Below are 15,985 nucleotides of genomic sequence, written 5' to 3' on the forward strand. Positions count from 1 at the left end.
CCGCGCACGCCCGGCGGCACCGGGTGGACCCGCCGCGGGCGCGGCGGTGCGTACGCTGAGCCGGTGAGCACGCATTCCGAGGACGGCGGAGCGCCGTCCGCGGCGTCGTCGCGGATCTGGACCCTGCCCAACGTGATCTCCGGGCTCCGGCTGCTGCTCGTCCCCGTGTTCGGCGTGCTGATCTTCACGGGCCGCGACGCCGCCGCGCTCGTCGTCCTCGTGCTCGCGGGGGCGAGTGACTGGTTCGACGGCGTCATCGCCCGGCGCTTCAACCAGATGAGCCGGCTCGGCCAGCTCCTGGACCCCGCCGCCGACCGCCTGTACATCTTCGTGTCGCTGGTCGGGCTGGCCTGGCGCGAGCTGGTGCCGTGGTGGCTCGTGGCCGTCATCGCCGCGCGCGACGTCGTCCTGGCCGCGATGCTGCCGATCCTGGACCGGCACGGCTATGGGCCGCTGCCGGTGCACCTGGCGGGCAAGACCGGCACGTTCGCGCTCATGTACGCCTTCCCGCTGCTGCTGCTCGCGAACGTCCCCGGCGCCGTCGGGACGGTCGCCTGGACCTTCGGGTGGGCCAGCGCCCTGTGGGGCATGGGCCTGTACTGGTTCGCCGCCGTCCTCTACCTGGAGCAGGTGGTCCGCATCGTCCGGCAGGACCGACGCCCCGCCCAGCTGCGATGACGACGCGCGACCACGCGCCCAGCGCGCCCCCGACCCGGCCGGACCAGCACCCGCGCCGGCCCGACGAGTCCATGTCGCTGCTGCGCGAGATGCTCGAGAACCCGCTCGACGCCGGCTACGGCGCCACCGCCGCCCGGGAGGGCGTCGTGGCCACCTCCGCGCTGCCGTGGTGGCGCAAGGCGCTGCTGGTCGCCGCCTGCGCCGTGATCGCCGCCGGGGCGGTGTGGTCGGCGCGCGAGCTCCGGCCGGCGCAGCAGCCCACCGGCGCGCGCGCCCTGCTGGTGGAGCAGATCGACGAGCGGAGGGCCGAGGGGGACGCCCTGGCGGCGCAGAACGAGGCGGCCATGCGCGAGATCGAGTCCCTCCGGGACGACGCGCTCGCCGGTGTGGACGAGGACCTCGTCGAGCGGCTCCGTCATCTCGGCGTCGCGTCCGGGACGTCCCGCGTGCGGGGGGAGGGGCTGGCCATCGAGCTCACCGACTCGGCCGCCGCCCAGGCGGGGCAGCCCGGGAGCGAGGAGGAGCGGGTCCAGGACGTCGACCTGCAGGTGCTGGTGAACGGGCTGTGGGCCTCGGGCGCCGAGGCGATCGCTGTCGACGGGCAGCGGCTCAGCGCCACCAGCGCGATCCGCTCGGCCGGCCAGGCGATCCTCGTCAACCTTCAGCCGGTCGTCTCCCCGTACGTCGTCGAGGTGATCGGCGACCCGGTGGAGCTGCAGACCAACCTGTCCCGGACGGCGGCCGCCAGCCACCTCAACGTGCTGCGCGACACCTACGACATCACGATCGACGTGCGGCAGGAGGACGAGCTCGTGCTGCCCGGCGACGGCGAGCGGACCCTGCACTTCGCGCGGCCGGCGGGGCAGGACGATGTGGCGGAGGAGTCCGCCGGTGTGGAAGATTCGGAGGCCGACCGGGACACGGGTACCGGCGGGCCGGACGGAGAGGTGAGCTGATGCTGGCGGTTGTCGGCCTGGTGATCGGGGTCGTGGCCGGTGTCGCGCTCGACCCCACCGTGCCGCTGTGGCTGCAGCCGTACCTGCCGATCGCGCTGATCGCGGCGCTGGACGCGCTCTTCGGCGCCGTCCGCGCCCGCCTGGACGGGGTGTTCAGCGACCGGGTGTTCGTCACGTCGTTCGTGTTCAACGTGGTCGTCGCCGCCTTCATCGTCTTCCTCGGCGACCAGCTCGGCGTCGGCTCCCAGCTCACCACCGCCGTCGTCGTCGTCCTGGGCATCAGGATCTTCTCCAACGCCGCCGCCATCCGGCGGCACGTGTTCAAGGCGTGACGATGGACGAGAAGGCGACGGGCGAGCGGCCGACCGCCACGGCCACCGGCGGTGCCGGAGGCGCAGGCGGAGGCGAGCGGCGCGGCTGGTGGGTCCCTAGGCTGACCCGCACCCAGGTGGTGGCCGCCGTGCTGTGCGCGGTGCTGGGCTTCGGCATCGCGACGCAGGTGCGCCAGACCCAGACCGACGTGCTGGCCGGCATGCGCCAGGACGACCTGGTCCGGCTCCTCGACGAGCTCACCCGGCGCAACGCCGAGCTCGACGACGAGCAGGAGCAGCTGCGCGAGCAGCTGGCCGGGCTGCGGTCCAGCTCGAGCTCCCGCCGGGCGGCGCAGGAGGCCGCGGAGGCGCAGGCGCAGGTGCAGGGTGTGCTGGCCGGCACCCTGCCGGTGACCGGGCCCGGCGTCGTCCTCACGATCGAGGACCCCGAGGGGGGTGTTCGCGCGCAGATCCTGGTGAAGATCCTCGAGGAGCTCCGCAACGCGGGGGCCGAGGCGATCGAGCTCAACGGGCAGCGGCTCACGGCCAGCAGCTGGATCCTGGACGACGACGTCGACGGCGTCGTCGTCGACGGCACGCCGGTCTCCCCGCCGTACGAGTGGAAGGCCATCGGTGGGCCGGAGGACATGGCGGTCGCCCTCGGCATCCCGGGCGGGGCGCTGGCGTCGGTGCGCAACGCCGGCGGTGAGGACGAGCTCGAGCAGCGCGAGGATCTGGAGATCACCTCGGTGCGCCGGCTCGAGGAACCCCGGTACGCGGAGCCCGTGGCCCCCGGTGACGAGGGGTGAGGAGAAGCGGACGGTGCCCCTACCTGGGCACCGACCTCTAGAGTGGACCCAGCACACCGGGCGACGGCGACCGCCCGACACCCGCGCGAACCCCAGGAGGCAGGCAGATGACCAGCACCCCGGACCAGCCCGACCGCCCCGACATCACCAGCACCGCCCGGTTCGGTGCCATCGGGTACGACGTCGAGTCCGAGGCCGCCGTCCAGGGGATCAGCGTCGACGACGCAGCGGCCGTCGAGGCCCTCCCGCCGTCGTCCGCCCTGCTCATCGTGCAGCGCGGCCCGAATGCGGGCGCGCGCTTCCTGCTCGACTCCGAGCGGACCACCGCCGGCCGGCACCCCAGCTCGGACATCTTTCTCGACGACGTGACCGTCTCCCGCAAGCACGCCGAGTTCCTGGCGGTCGAGGGCGGCTTCGCCGTGCGGGACGTCGGCAGCCTCAACGGCACCTACGTCAACCGGGAGCGCATCGACTCGGTGCCGCTCAAGGCCGGGGACGAGGTACAGATCGGCAAGTACCGGCTCACCTACCACCCCAGCCCCCAGCGCGGTGCCGGCGCCGCGGCCGCGGACGCCCGGTGAGCCCGGCCGCCGAACGGGCGGAGGATGCGGACGCCGGGCGGCCGGCCAAGGGGCAGGGCGCCCCGGAGGGGCTCTCGTGGCCCCCGGGCGTCTCGCACGAGCCCTCGATGAGCATCGGGGCGGTGCTCGCCGTGCTCAAGCCCGAGTTCCCCGCCGTGACGATCTCCAAGCTGCGCTTCCTGGAGGAGCAGGGGCTGGTGACCCCGCGGCGCACGGGCTCGGGGTACCGCATGTACTCGCGCGCCGACGCCGAGCGCATCCGGTTCGCCCTCACCGCGCAGCGGGACAGCTACCTGCCGCTGCGGGTCATCCGTGAACAGCTTGCGGACCTCGACGCCGGCCGCGCCGTCGAGCAGCCGTCGCACGCGCGGGTGGTCACCCGGGACGGCGAGCTCGTCGCCCCGGCCGCCGGGGCGCGCGTCAGCGCCGCCGAGATCCGCGAGCTCACCGGGGCCACGGAGGCCGAGCTGGACGAGATGGCCCAGGCGGGGCTCATCCTGGCCGACTCCCGCGGGCGCTTCCCCGGCCGCGCCGTCCAGGTGGCCCATGCCGCGCTGGCGCTGGGCCGGCACGGCATCAGCCCGCGACACCTGCGCACGGTACGCACGAACGCCGAGCGGCAGGCCGACGTCATCGACCAGGTCGTCGCGCCCCTGCGGGCCCAGCGCACCGGGGCCGCGCGGGAGCGTGGCGCGGCCCAGGCGGCCGAGCTCGCGGAGCTGTACTCGAGGCTGCACGCGGAGCTGCTGCGCACCGCCGTCGAGCAGCTGGGCTGAGGCGTTCCGGCCGATGACGGCCGCGCCGGTTCCGGGCGCGGCGGACCCGCGAGCGACGTACCGTTGCCGCATGCGGGAGATGGTGGTGCTCGGTGTCCGGGTGAGCGTTCCCGGCAACGAGGTCGTGGTCGTGCTCGGCGAGCCCGGGGGCGACCTCGTGCTGCCCATCGTCATCGGCCCGCGCGAGGGCGCGGCGATCGCGTCCGCCCAGGCGGGTCTCGTCCCGCCGCGGCCGCTGACCCACGACCTGCTCGTCTCCATCCTGGACAAGCTCGGCGTGCGGGTGACCGAGGTGCGGGTCACCCACGTGCTGCACGGGATCTTCCACGCCGAGCTGGTGCTCGACGGCGGCCGCGTGGTCGACGCCCGCCCGTCCGACGCCATCGCCGTCGCGCTCCGTGCGCACTGCCCGGTGCTGTGCGACGAGAGCCTGCTCGCCCTGGCGGGGGTGCCCATCGAGGACGCCGGGCTGGACGCGAGCGAGGTCGGCGAGGCCGCGCGCGCCGCGCAGGCGGCCGCGGGCGAGGCGGCACCGGAGGTGCTGGAGGAGTTCCGCGTCTTCCTGGAGGGCGTCGAGCCGGAGGACTTCGAGGACCCGGGCAAGGGCGAGACCGGTGGCGGTGGCCCGGCCGGGGGCCGGGGCCCGAAGCACCGGGCCGGGGGAGCGGACGCCGAGAACGCCCCGCCCGAGGAGGGGCCCGAGGAGCCCGAGGGGCCCGCCGGCCGCTGAGCGCCGGCCGCCGTCTGGGCGAGCCGCGCGAGCACGGCGCGGCCAAGCCGAGCGACGCGGGGAGCTGCGCCGGCGCGTTGCGGGAGGCGCTGAGCCCCTTCGGGCGAGCCAGGTCGCGCACGACTCCCGCGGTCACCGACGGCCGACGGGCGCGACAAACCTCACGTTCAGGTCGAGGGTTAGACACGCCGACTCCGACACGCCGGTGCGGCGCGCGGCCAGCCTCGTTGACCTGCCCCCGGCGGGGTCCTAGCGTGTGCCTCAGGACAGCGACACAGCAGTATCCTCGACCGTAACGCGGCCTTCGAGGGACACGCAGACGAAACGGAGAACCCTGTGAGCGGCACTGATGCGACGGCCGGCGCCGTCCCCGGGGTCCCCCAGCGCGCCCAGGGCATGCTCTTCGGGGACACCCTGCCCGACCTCGACCAGGACACGGGTTACCGCGGGCCCACCGCGTGCCGCGCCGCCGGGATCACCTACCGCCAGCTGGACTACTGGGCCCGCACCGGCCTGGTGGAGCCCAGCATCCGGGGCGCCAAGGGTTCGGGGAGCCAGCGCCTGTACAGCTTCCGCGACATCCTGGTGCTCAAGGTGGTCAAGCGGTTGCTCGACACCGGTGTCTCCCTCCAGCAGATCCGCGCGGCGATCACCCACCTGCACGAGCGCGGCGTCGAGGACCTGGCGCAGATCACGCTCATGAGCGACGGCGCCTCCGTGTACGAGTGCACGTCGGCCGACGAGGTCATCGACCTGGTGCAGGGCGGCCAGGGCGTCTTCGGCATCGCCGTCGGCCGCGTGTGGCGCGAGGTCGAGGGAGAGCTCGCCCAGCTCCCCACCGAGCGCGCCCACGACGAGGAGACCCTCGCTGTGGAGGACGAGCTGGCGCGCCGGCGCGCGGCCCGCTCCGCCGGCTGATCTTCACCCGCCAGACCCCGGCCGGCGGCCGGGGTCTCGTGCTGCTCGACCCCTGCCGCAGGCGGGCGCGCCCCGGGACCGGCGTCGTGCCGCCCGGTTCCTGCCGCGGCCGCGCGACGGCCACGGCTGTCCGCAGCCTCCTACGGGTTCACCCTCGGGCGGCAGCCCAGCGGTGGACGGTTCGCCGAGCGCCCAGGGCTCGCGGGTACGCTCGCGGCGTGTACCCCCTCCTCTTCCGCACCGTTGCCGTGCGCCTGGACCCCGAGACGGCGCACCATCTGGCGATGGGCCTGATCCGCACGGTGAGCCGGGTCCCGGGGCTCTCGCACGCGGTCCGCGCGACGCTGGGACGGCGGCCCGCGCGCCCGGTGACGGCGGTCGCCGAGGCGGGCCCGTTCGCCCGCCCCGTCCCGGGCCTCCTCGGCCTCGCGGCGGGCATGGACAAGGACGCCGACACCGTGCTGGGCATGGACATGCTCGGCTTCGGCTTCGTGGAGGTCGGGACGGTGACCGCCCGCGCGCAGCCCGGCAACGAGACGCCGCGGCTCTGGCGCCACCCCGAGATGCGGGCGCTGCGCAACCGGATGGGCTTCAACAACCGCGGGGCGGCGGCCGCCGGCGAGCAGCTGCGCCGCCTGCGCGCCGGCAGGCGGGGCCGCTCCGTCGTCGTCGGCGCCAACATCGGCAAGAGCAAGGTCACCCCGCTCGCCGACGCCGTCGGAGACTACGAGACCTCCGCCCGCGAGGTCGCGCGCTGGGCGGACTACCTCGTCGTGAACGTGTCCTCGCCCAACACCCCCGGGCTGCGCGACCTGCAGGCCGTGGACGCGCTGCGGCCCATCCTCGCCGCGGTCCAGCGGGCGGCCGACGGCGCGGCCGGGCGGCGCGTGCCGCTGCTGGTGAAGATCGCCCCTGACCTCGCCGAAGCCGACGTCGACGCCGTCGCCGAGCTCGCGCTCGAGCTGGGCCTGGCCGGGGTGGTGGCCACCAACACCACCATCGGTCACGACCTCGGGCCCGGTGGCCTGTCCGGCGAGCCGTTGCGGGAGCGGTCGCTCGCCGTCGTTCGCCGGCTCCGGGAACGGCTGGGGGAGGAGCCGGTCATCATCGGCGTCGGCGGGATCTCCTCCGTGGCCGACGCCGAGGCCATGCTGGACGCCGGCGCCGACCTGCTGCAGGCCTACACCGCGTTCATCTACCAGGGCCCGGCGTGGCCGGGGCGGATCAACAGGGCGCTGGCCGCGGGGCGTGCCGGGGCGCCCACGCGCTGATCAGGACGCGACGCCGGCGCCCGGCGCCCGCCCGGGCTCGCCGAGCCCCCGGGGTCCGGCGAGCCCGGGGCGTCAGGACGGGAACTGGCCGCGCTTCACCTGGGGCTTGGGCTGGCGCAGCCGCCGCCAGTAGAAGCTGCGGCTGAAGGCGTAGAACCCCGTCCAGCCCGGGATGTCCTGCTCGTCGAACTTCTTCCGCAGCCGCCGCTTGAGGAGGAAGACCATGATGAGCGAGTCGATGATCGCCACGAACAGCACGGCGTACATGCCGAACACGACGACGGTGGCCAGCTCGGGCACGGACCCGGCGAAGAACATGACGACGATCATCAGCAGCGCGACGGGCATGAAGAACTCCGCCACGGACCAGCGGGCGTCGACGTAGTCCCGCACGTACCGCCGGACGGGGCCCTTGTCGCGCGCCGGCAGGTACCGCTCGTCGCCGGTCGCCATGGCGCGACGCTGGCGCGCGTAGGCCTCGTTGCGGGCCTCGCGGGCGCGCCGCTTGGCCTCCTTGCGGTCGTCGGGCACGAGCGGGCGGCGGTTCCGGGCCTCGGCGACCTTGCGCTTGGGGGTGGGGCGGCCCTTGCCGCCGCGCACCTCCTCGACGGGGGGCTCGGGCTCGGCGGGGGGCGTGCTGCGGCGTCCGATCACCCCAGCAGGGTAGTCGCCTCCGGCCCTGGCGGGTGCGCGGGTCTTGCCCCGCGCTCGTCAGCGGAAGAGCTCTGCCTGGTCCTTCAGCAGGATCGCGGCCGCCAGCAGCACGAACCACACCGCCACCGCCGCGTGGTCGACGCCCATCCTCAGCCACGAAGTCACCCGGTCTCAGCCTCGTCGCCTCGTCCGTGCTGTCGGTGGACGCCGTGCGCTGGCGGCCGACCCCGGGACGGTCCTCGCCTGGGAGGCCGGCATGACGGCGAAGGCCCGCCTGGCCGTGCGGACGTGGTCAGGCCCGGTGACGTCGTCGGGCCCGCGGGCCCAGGCCGCGGCACGGTCCCCGCGGCGCCGGGCAGTAACCTCGGCGCGTGATCACCGTCGACGATCTTGCCCGCCGCACCCGCGAGGCGTTCCCCCGGGTGCGGGCCGACCTCGAGGACCTCGTCCGCATCCCCAGCGTCTCCGCCCCCGCGTTCGACCAGGCGCACGTGCGCGCCAGCGCCGAGGCGGTCGCCGCCCTCCTGCGCGGGGCCGGCATGGACGCGGCGGACGTGCTCGAGGTCGAGCTGCCCGGCGGCGAGAGGGGCCGGCCCGCCGTCGTCGCGCACCGCGCGGGGCCCGACGGCGCCCCCACGGTGCTGCTGTACGCGCACCACGACGTGCAGCCGCCGGGCGAGGCGTCCGGGTGGACCTCGGACCCCTTCGAGCCCGTCCAGCGCGGGGAGCGGCTGTACGGCCGTGGCGCCGCCGACGACAAGGCCGGGATCATGGCCCACGTCGGCGCCCTGCGGGTGCTCGGCGAGGAGCTCGGCGTCTCGGTCACCGTCTTCGTCGAGGGCGAGGAGGAGATCGGCTCGCCGACCTTCCTGCCGTTCCTGCACGCCTACCGCGACCGCCTGGCCGCCGACGTCATCGTCGTGGCGGACTCCAACAACTGGAAGGTCGGCATCCCCGCGCTGACGACGTCGCTGCGCGGGCTCGTCGACTGCGTGGTCGAGGTCCGCGTCCTGGGGCACGCGGTGCACTCGGGCATGTACGGCGGCCCCGTCCTGGACGCGGTGACCGTGCTCGCACGCCTGATCGCCACGCTGCACGACGACGACGGCAACGTCGCGGTCGCCGGGCTCGTGTCCCGCGACGAGGCGGACGTGGACTACTCCGAGCAGGAGCTGCGCGCCGACGCCTCGGTGGTCGAGGGCTACCGGCTCGCCGGCACCGGCCCGCTCGCGGCGCGGCTGTGGACGAAGCCGGCGATCTCCGTCATCGGCCTGGACGCCACGACCGTGGAGAGGTCCTCCAACACCATCGCCCCCGCCGCCCGGGCGAAGCTGTCCATGCGCATCGCGCCCGGGCAGGACCCCGAGGAGGCCGAGCGCGGGCTCCACGAGCACCTGCTCACCCACGCCCCGTTCGGGGCGCAGGTCACCGTGGCGCCGGGGGAACGGGGAAAGCCCTTCGACGCGGCCGAGGACACCGAGGAGATGCGGTCGGCGCGGTGGGCGTTCACCCAGGCGTGGGGCCGTCAGCCGGTGGACATCGGTGTCGGCGGCTCCATCCCCTTCATCTCCGAGCTCCAGGAGGTCTTTCCCGGGGCGAGGATCCTCGTCACCGGCGTGGAGGACCCGGACTCCCGCGCGCACAGCGAGGACGAGTCGGTCCACCTCGGCGAGCTGGAGAGGGTGGTGCTGGCGGAGGCGCTGCTGCTGGCGCGCCTGGGCAGGCAGGTCTGAGAAGTGCGCGTGCTCGTCGCGCCCGACCGCTACTCCGGCACCCTGACGGCCGTGGAGGCGGCGCGCGCGCTCTCGCAGGGGTGGGGCGAGGGCGCGCCCGGGGACGAGGTGGTGGCCGTGCCGATGTCCGACGGCTCGGCCGGCCTCCTCGAGGTCGTGGCCGCCGTCCGCGGCGGCGAGCTCGTGCCCGCCACGGTCACCGGGCCGCTCGGCGCGTCGGTGCCCGCGGCGGTGCTGCACGTGCCCGGGCCCGGAGGTGGGACCGCGTACGTCGAGGCCGAGCAGGTGCTCGGCACGCAGCTCGTGCCGGCGGCCGACCGGCTCACGGCCGCGACGTCGGGCACGTCGGCGGGGCTCGGCGAGCTGCTCGGCGTCGCCGTGCGCTCCGGCGCCGGCCGCGTCGTCGTCGGGCTCGGCCCGGCCGTCGTGCACGACGGCGGGGCCGGCCTGCTCGCCGCGCTCGCCGCCGCGGGGGGTGCCGTGGGCGCCGGGCCCGACGCCGGGTCGCGCCGCGCCGCCGCGGGGGCCGACGCGGGGGGCGGGCCCCTGCTGACGGGCGGCCTGGGGCTGGGCGAGCTGACCGACGCCGACGCCGCGGTGGTCCGGCCCGCCGCCGCCGCGCTGGAGGGGGTGGACGTGGTCCTGGCCCTGGCCGAGGACGCCCCGCTCCTCGGGCTGCACGGCGCCGGCGCGGTGCTCGGCCAGGATCCCGCCGTCGGGGCGGAGGTGGCGCAGCGGCTCGAGCGTGCCCTCGGGAACGCGACCGCGCGGCTGGAGCGCGCCGCCCCTGAGCGCCGCCCGACGCTGGCCCTCGCAGCCGCCGCCCCCGGCGCACACCGGCACGGCGGTGCCGGCCGCCTGGCGAGGCAGGACGGCACCGGGGCCGGCGGGGGAGCGGCCTTCGCGCTGCGCCTGCTCGGGGCGCGCGCCCTGGCCGGCGCGGACGTCGTCGCCGACGCCGTCGGCCTGGCGGCGCACGTCGAGCGCGCCGACCTCGTGCTCACCGGAGGTCGGGTGCTCGACGCCGCCAGCCTGACCGGCTCCGTGATCGCGACCGTCGGCCGGCTCGGCATGGCCCGGGGGCTGCCGGTGGTGGTCGTCGCGGAGGAGGTGCACACCAGCCGCCGGGAGGTGGCCCAGATCGGCGTGAGCGGGACGTACGAGGTCCTCACCCGGCGGCGGGACGGCTCCGTCGTCCCGCCGGCCGCGCCTGGCGCCGGCGCCCAGCTCGCCGAGCGCGCCCGGCGGGTGGCGCGCACCTGGTCGCCGTGAGGCTCCGGCTCGGCCGCCGGAGCACCGTGCGCCGACCCCGGGTGAGGACGTACCCTGCTCGGCAAGGCGTACGCCCCGGGAACAAGCCCGCCCGCCGGGCGGTTCTACCTGGTTGAAGCGTCCGAAGACGAAGCGGAGAGACTTATGAGCGAGACCACCGAGGTTGCGACGCACGGCGTGGAGCTGACCGACGTCGCGGCGAACAAGGTCAAGACCCTGCTCGAGCAGGAGGGGCGCGACGACCTGCGCCTGCGCGTGGCCGTGCAGCCGGGTGGCTGCTCCGGGCTGATCTACCAGCTCTACTTCGACGAGCGCCTGCTCGACGGGGACGCCGTGCGTGACTTCTCCGGCGTGGAGGTCGTCGTCGACCGCATGAGCGTGCCGTACCTCGACGGCGCCACCATCGACTTCGCCGACACGATCGAGAAGCAGGGCTTCACGATCGACAACCCCAACGCCACCGGCTCCTGCGCCTGCGGCGACTCGTTCCACTGACGGACGGCCACGCCGTCACCCGCACGCGGCCCCACCCGGCATCCCCGGACGGGGCCGTCGTGCTGTCCGGGCCGGGCCCGGGCACGTCCCGCCCCTCATCGACTGGAGAATCGTGCGCCGTCGTCCCACCGTCCTGACCTCGCTGGCGGTCGCCGCCGCCCTGACCCTCGCCGCCTGCTCGGGCGGCGAGGAGGAGCCGGCGGCGCAGGAGTCCGCCCCGGCGGAGGAGTCCGCCTCGGCGGAGGCCACCCCCGCCGGCACGGAGCTGCCAGGAGTCGAGGGCGCGTTCGGGGAGGAGCCGACCATCGAGTTCCCCGGCACCGGGGCGCCCGCCGACCTGCAGGTCGAGGTGCTCCAGGAGGGCGACGGGCGCGAGGTCGGCGCCGACGACTTCGTGGTCGCAAACTACAAGGGCCAGGTCTGGGACGGTGACGTCTTCGACAGCTCCTTCGAGCGCGGCGCGCCGACGGGCTTCAGCCTGAACGGCGTCATCCAGGGCTGGAAGCAGGGTCTGACCGGCACGCAGGTCGGTGACCGGGTCCTGCTGTCCATCCCGCCGGACCTCGGTTACGGAGATCAGGAGACCGGCGGCATCCCGGCCGGCTCCCACCTGGTGTTCGTCGTCGACGTCATCGACGCCTACGCGCCCGACGCCTCCGGCGAGGCCGGGGCCACGCCGGCGAGCCCGGCGCCGGACCTGCCGGTCACCGTCGAGGGTGAGCTCGGTGCGCCCGCGACGATCTCCGTCGAGGAGGGTGCGCCGGAGCCAACGGAACGGAGCACCACCGTGATCGCGACGGGCTCCGGGGAGCCGGTGACCGCCGACGCGGGCGGCTCGGTCATCGTCCAGATCGCCGAGACGCTGTGGGACAACAGCCAGAAGTCCTCGACCTGGGAGACCGACGGCGTGCGGGCCGTCGGCATGGGCCAGGGCGGGCTCTTCGACCAGCTGGCGGGCGTGCCGGTCGGCTCCCGCGTGGTCTTCCAGCTGCCCGCCGCGGAGGCCTCCGCGGCGACGCAGGCGGTGCCGGCCTTCGCCGCCGTGGTCGACGTCGTCGGCTTCGTGCCGGCCCCCTGACCTCCCGCACCTCCTCCAACCGCCCCGGCCCCGGCCGGCGCCCGTACCCCGGCCGCCGGCCGGGGCCGCGGCGTCCCTGACCCAGCCCGGTGGCTCCCAGGTTACGGCTCGGCCGGCAACCGGACATTCCCCACCAAATCGGCCCGTCCTGATCTGACAAGCCGTCAAGTCCTCGGTTCCGGACCGCCGTGGCGGACGCGAGAGCAGCGAGAACACCGGTACTGTGAGGCGGGGACGTTGGTCCCGGTCCTGCTGTGCCCGCGCACCGTTGCGCGCGGGTGGCCGGCTCCGGAACCACCCCCGCCAGAGCAAGCACAGCGTCGGAAGGTCAGATCCCGTGCGATCACCGTCTCAGCACCAGGGCAGGCGCCCGGTGCGCTCCCTCGTCCTCGCAGCAGCGGTGGCGCTCGTCGCCGCCGCGTGCGCGCCCGCGGACCAGTTTCCGAGCGAGCCGGGCCTGGGTGTCGACGTCGGCTTCCTGCCCAGCGAGCGGGGCATCACCGACCGGACGGCCGGGATGATCGACCTGTGGAACGGGTCCTGGGTCGCGGCGCTCGCCGTCGGCGTCCTCGTGTGGGGTCTGACGATCTGGTGCGTCATCGCCTACCGCAAGCGGAAGAACGACGACCGGCTGCCGGTCCAGCTGCGCTACCACGTGCCGCTGGAGCTGATGTACACCGTCATCCCGGTCCTCATGGTCGGGACGCTGTTCTTCTTCTCCAGCCGCGTGCAGGGCGAGGTCCAGGACGTCACCGCCGACCCCGACGTCGAGATCGAGGTCTACGGCAAGCAGTGGAGCTGGGACTTCAACTACCTCACCGAGGACGTGCACCTGACCGGTCAGCGCGTCTCGCTCACCGGCGAGGAGGGCGTGGAGGACCAGCTGCCCGTCCTGTACCTCCCGGTCGACGAGACGGTCGAGTTCACGGTGAAGTCGCGCGACGTCGCGCACTCGTTCTGGATCCCCGCCTTCCTCTACAAGGTCGACGCGATCCCCGGGCGGACGAACACCTTCCAGGTGACGCCCCAGCGCGAGGGCGTCTACTCCGGCAAGTGCGCCGAGCTCTGCGGTGAGTTCCACGCCGAGATGCTCTTCAACGTCGAGGTCGTCGACCGCGCCACCTACGACCAGAAGATGGACGAGCTGCGCGACGCCGGCCAGACCGGCCGCCTGGGCGCCGAGCTCAACCGCAATTACAACGTCGGTGGCGAGACGCCCGCCGACGAAGGGAACCAGGAGTGATGGCAGCCACCCTCGAATCTTCCCCCGAGACGATCCCGGGTCTGCGCCCGCACAAGCAGAAGCTGGGCCGCACGATCGTCTCGTGGATCACCTCCACCGACCACAAGACGATCGGGTACATGTACCTGATCACCGCCTTCGTCTTCTTCTGCATCGGCGGTGTGCTGGCGCTGCTCATCCGCGCCGAGCTGTGGGAGCCCGGCATGCTGCTCCAGTCCAAGGAGCAGTACAACCAGCTCTTCACGATGCACGGCACGATCATGATGCTGCTGTTCGCGACGCCGCTGTTCACCGCGTTCGGCAACATCCTCGTGCCGCTGCAGATCGGCGCGCCCGACGTGGCGTTCCCGCGGCTGAACATGTTCGCCTACTGGCTGTACCTGTTCGGCGCCATCATCACCGTCGGCGGCTTCCTCACCCCGAAGGGCGCGGCGAGCTTCGGCTGGACGGCCTACACGCCGCTGTCCAACGCCACCTTCTCGCCCGGGCTGGGCGGTGACCTGTGGGTCCTGGGCCTGGCGATGACCGGCTTCGGCACGATCTTCGGGTCGGTCAACTTCATCGCCACGATCATCACCATGCGTGCGCCCGGCATGACGATGTTCCGGATGCCGATCTTCACCTGGAACGTCCTCATCACGTCGATCCTCGCGCTGATGGCGTTCCCGGTGCTCGCCGCGGCCCTCTTCGGCCTGGCGTACGACCGCGTCATGGGCGGGCAGATCTACAATCCCGAGGCCGGCGGCGCGCTGCTGTGGCAGCACCTGTTCTGGTTCTTCGGCCACCCCGAGGTGTACATCATCGCGCTGCCGTTCTTCGGCATCGTCTCCGAGGTCATCCCGGTGTTCTCCCGCAAGCCGATCTTCGGCTACAAGGGCCTGGTCTACGCCACGATCGCCATCGCCGCCCTGTCCGTGACCGTGTGGGCGCACCACATGTTCACCACCGGCGGCGTGATGCTGAGCTTCTTCTCGCTGATGACGATGCTCATCGCGGTCCCCACCGGCGTGAAGTTCTTCAACTGGATCGGGACGATGTGGCGGGGCAAGCTCACCTTCGAGACGCCGATGCTGTACTCGCTGGGCTTCCTGGTGACGTTCCTGTTCGGCGGCCTGACGGGCATCATCCTGTCCAGCCCGGCGATGGACTTCCAGGTCCACGACAGCTACTTCGTCGTCGCGCACTTCCACTACGTCGTCTTCGGCACCGTGGTGTTCGCGATGTACGCGGGTTTCTACTTCTGGTGGCCGAAGTGGACCGGGCGGATGCTCGACGAGAAGATCGGCAAGATCCAGTTCTGGCTGCTGTTCATCGGCTTCCACGCCACGTTCCTGGTGCAGCACTGGCTGGGCGCGCAGGGCATGCCCCGGCGCTACCCGGACTACCTGCCCGAGGACGGGTTCCAGCTCTACCACCAGTTCTCGACGGTGGGCTCGGTCGTCCTGGCCGCGTCGACGCTGCCGTTCATCTACAACGTCTACAAGACGATGCGCGGTCCGCGGACGGTGTTCGTGGACGACCCGTGGGGCTTCGGCAACTCGCTGGAGTGGGCGACGGCCTCGCCGGTGCCGCGGCACAACTTCACGTCCCTGCCCCGCATCCGCTCCGAGCGTCCCGCGTTCGACCTGCATCACCCCGAGGTCGCCGCGCTCGACCACGTCGAGCCCAACAGGGACGCCCTGGAGTCGGTCTACGCGGGCCCGGAGTCGACCGGCCGCGAGCAGGTCATCGAGCAGCGCGCCGAGCGCCGTGACGAGGGGAGTCAGCGATGAACGCCGACCGGCACACCGGCCAGCAGCACGCCGGCGGGCACACCGAGCAGAAGCAGTCCAGGCCCATGTGGGTGGAGGCGGTGCTGTTCACCGCGGGCATCCTCTTCTTCCTGCCCGTCGCGCTCATCTACGGATGGGTGAGCGACTGGGAGTCCGTGGGCACCATCAGCCTGTTCCTGCTCTGCCTCATGTTCGCCCTCTCGGGCGGCTACCTGATCCTCACCAGCCGGCGAATCGACCCGCGCCCCGAGGACAACCCCACGGCCGACATCGAGGACCGCACCGGGGAGGTGGGCGTCTTCTCCCCGCACAGCTGGTGGCCGCTCGTGCTGGGCATCGGCGCCGCGATCGCCTTCTTCGGCGTCGCCATCGGGTGGTGGCTCGTCGGGATCGGCGCCGTGGTGAGCATGATCGGCCTGACCGGTCAGCTCTTCGAGTTCTCCCGCGGGCAGCACGCGCACTGACCTGAGAGATCGCGAGCGAGGGCCCCGGGCCGCCGAGAGGCGCCCGGGGCCCCTGCCATGTGCGGCCCCGTGCGCGCTGCGCGGCGGCCACCTGGCGACCGCGGCGCGCGGGATCGACGGAGCCACCGCCCCGGCGCCTTCCCGGCGACCGCCGCACGCGCCCGGCGGTGAGGCGAGCACCGACACCCGCGCACCGCGCAGGCCCGCCGACCCGGGCGGCCAACCCCGCGCCCGCCTCCAGCCG

Annotated in this window: 17 protein-coding genes; 16 read left to right on the plus strand and 1 reads right to left on the minus strand. The window is 73.9% G+C overall.

Annotated elements, in window-relative coordinates:
* Positions 1–63 precede the first annotated feature (63 nt).
* The 9 genes from ACF0H8_RS10535 (at position 64) to ACF0H8_RS10575 (ending at position 7,030) form a co-directional block, all read left to right on the plus strand.
* The gene (locus ACF0H8_RS10535; RefSeq protein WP_395288882.1) at positions 64–678 is read left to right on the plus strand and encodes a CDP-alcohol phosphatidyltransferase family protein; all 615 of its coding nucleotides are present in this window, start codon (positions 64–66) and stop codon (positions 676–678) included.
* The gene (locus ACF0H8_RS10540) at positions 675–1,634 is read left to right on the plus strand and encodes a DUF881 domain-containing protein (protein ID WP_395288883.1); all 960 of its coding nucleotides are present in this window, start codon (positions 675–677) and stop codon (positions 1,632–1,634) included. The genes ACF0H8_RS10535 and ACF0H8_RS10540 overlap by 4 nt, the downstream gene beginning before the upstream one ends.
* Positions 1,634–1,966 carry a small basic family protein gene (locus ACF0H8_RS10545; RefSeq protein ID WP_395288884.1) on the plus strand — a complete coding sequence of 111 codons (333 nt, stop codon included), beginning with the start codon at positions 1,634–1,636 and terminating at the stop codon, positions 1,964–1,966. The genes ACF0H8_RS10540 and ACF0H8_RS10545 overlap by 1 nt, the downstream gene beginning before the upstream one ends.
* A gap of 2 nt (positions 1,967–1,968) precedes the next feature.
* Positions 1,969–2,754, plus strand: a complete 786-nt coding sequence (locus tag ACF0H8_RS10550) for a DUF881 domain-containing protein (RefSeq protein ID WP_395288885.1) — start codon at positions 1,969–1,971, stop codon at positions 2,752–2,754.
* A gap of 107 nt (positions 2,755–2,861) precedes the next feature.
* Positions 2,862–3,335, plus strand: coding sequence for an FHA domain-containing protein (locus tag ACF0H8_RS10555; protein ID WP_395288886.1), 474 nt, complete (start codon positions 2,862–2,864; stop codon positions 3,333–3,335).
* Positions 3,332–4,111 carry a MerR family transcriptional regulator gene (locus ACF0H8_RS10560; RefSeq protein WP_395288887.1) on the plus strand — a complete coding sequence of 260 codons (780 nt, stop codon included), beginning with the start codon at positions 3,332–3,334 and terminating at the stop codon, positions 4,109–4,111. Before ACF0H8_RS10555 ends, ACF0H8_RS10560 begins: the two co-directional genes overlap by 4 nt.
* 70 nt (positions 4,112–4,181) lie before the next feature.
* The gene (locus tag ACF0H8_RS10565; RefSeq protein WP_395288888.1) at positions 4,182–4,841 is read left to right on the plus strand and encodes a bifunctional nuclease family protein; all 660 of its coding nucleotides are present in this window, start codon (positions 4,182–4,184) and stop codon (positions 4,839–4,841) included.
* 396 nt (positions 4,842–5,237) lie between these two features.
* Positions 5,238–5,759 carry a MerR family transcriptional regulator gene (locus tag ACF0H8_RS10570; RefSeq protein ID WP_395290867.1) on the plus strand — a complete coding sequence of 174 codons (522 nt, stop codon included), beginning with the start codon at positions 5,238–5,240 and terminating at the stop codon, positions 5,757–5,759.
* 218 nt (positions 5,760–5,977) lie between these two features.
* On the plus strand, positions 5,978–7,030 hold the full coding sequence (locus ACF0H8_RS10575) for a quinone-dependent dihydroorotate dehydrogenase (protein ID WP_395288889.1): 1,053 nt from the start codon (positions 5,978–5,980) through the stop codon (positions 7,028–7,030).
* Between the two features lie 72 nt (positions 7,031–7,102).
* Here ACF0H8_RS10575 and ACF0H8_RS10580 read toward each other — a convergent pair whose 3' ends face one another.
* Complete coding sequence (locus ACF0H8_RS10580; RefSeq protein WP_395288890.1) at positions 7,103–7,684, minus strand: DUF3043 domain-containing protein; 582 nt, start codon at positions 7,682–7,684, stop codon at positions 7,103–7,105.
* 371 nt (positions 7,685–8,055) lie between these two features.
* On the opposite strand from ACF0H8_RS10580, the gene ACF0H8_RS10585 reads away from it, so the two are divergent.
* The 7 genes from ACF0H8_RS10585 to ACF0H8_RS10615 all read left to right on the plus strand — a co-directional run bounded on the left by ACF0H8_RS10585 (position 8,056) and on the right by ACF0H8_RS10615 (position 15,741).
* Positions 8,056–9,417, plus strand: a complete 1,362-nt coding sequence (locus ACF0H8_RS10585) for a dipeptidase (RefSeq protein ID WP_395288891.1) — start codon at positions 8,056–8,058, stop codon at positions 9,415–9,417.
* A gap of 9 nt (positions 9,418–9,426) precedes the next feature.
* Positions 9,427–10,689, plus strand: a complete 1,263-nt coding sequence (locus tag ACF0H8_RS10590) for a glycerate kinase (protein ID WP_395288892.1) — start codon at positions 9,427–9,429, stop codon at positions 10,687–10,689.
* 144 nt (positions 10,690–10,833) lie between these two features.
* Positions 10,834–11,184 (plus strand): iron-sulfur cluster insertion protein ErpA, encoded by a 351-nt coding sequence (gene erpA, locus ACF0H8_RS10595; protein WP_395288893.1) that lies wholly within the window; start codon positions 10,834–10,836, stop codon positions 11,182–11,184.
* 112 nt (positions 11,185–11,296) lie between these two features.
* Complete coding sequence (locus tag ACF0H8_RS10600) at positions 11,297–12,262, plus strand: FKBP-type peptidyl-prolyl cis-trans isomerase (RefSeq protein WP_395288894.1); 966 nt, start codon at positions 11,297–11,299, stop codon at positions 12,260–12,262.
* A 337-nt stretch (positions 12,263–12,599) separates the two neighbouring features.
* Entirely contained in the window at positions 12,600–13,505 is a 906-nt protein-coding gene (gene coxB, locus ACF0H8_RS10605) for a cytochrome c oxidase subunit II (RefSeq protein ID WP_395288895.1), read from the plus strand.
* Complete coding sequence (ctaD, locus tag ACF0H8_RS10610) at positions 13,505–15,277, plus strand: cytochrome c oxidase subunit I (protein ID WP_395288896.1); 1,773 nt, start codon at positions 13,505–13,507, stop codon at positions 15,275–15,277. The genes coxB and ctaD overlap by 1 nt, the downstream gene beginning before the upstream one ends.
* Complete coding sequence (locus tag ACF0H8_RS10615) at positions 15,274–15,741, plus strand: cytochrome c oxidase subunit 4 (RefSeq protein WP_395288897.1); 468 nt, start codon at positions 15,274–15,276, stop codon at positions 15,739–15,741. Before ctaD ends, ACF0H8_RS10615 begins: the two co-directional genes overlap by 4 nt.
* Positions 15,742–15,985 lie beyond the last annotated feature (244 nt).

Source organism: Georgenia sp. AZ-5, from assembly GCF_043952095.1.
GTDB lineage: Bacteria > Actinomycetota > Actinomycetes > Actinomycetales > Actinomycetaceae > Georgenia.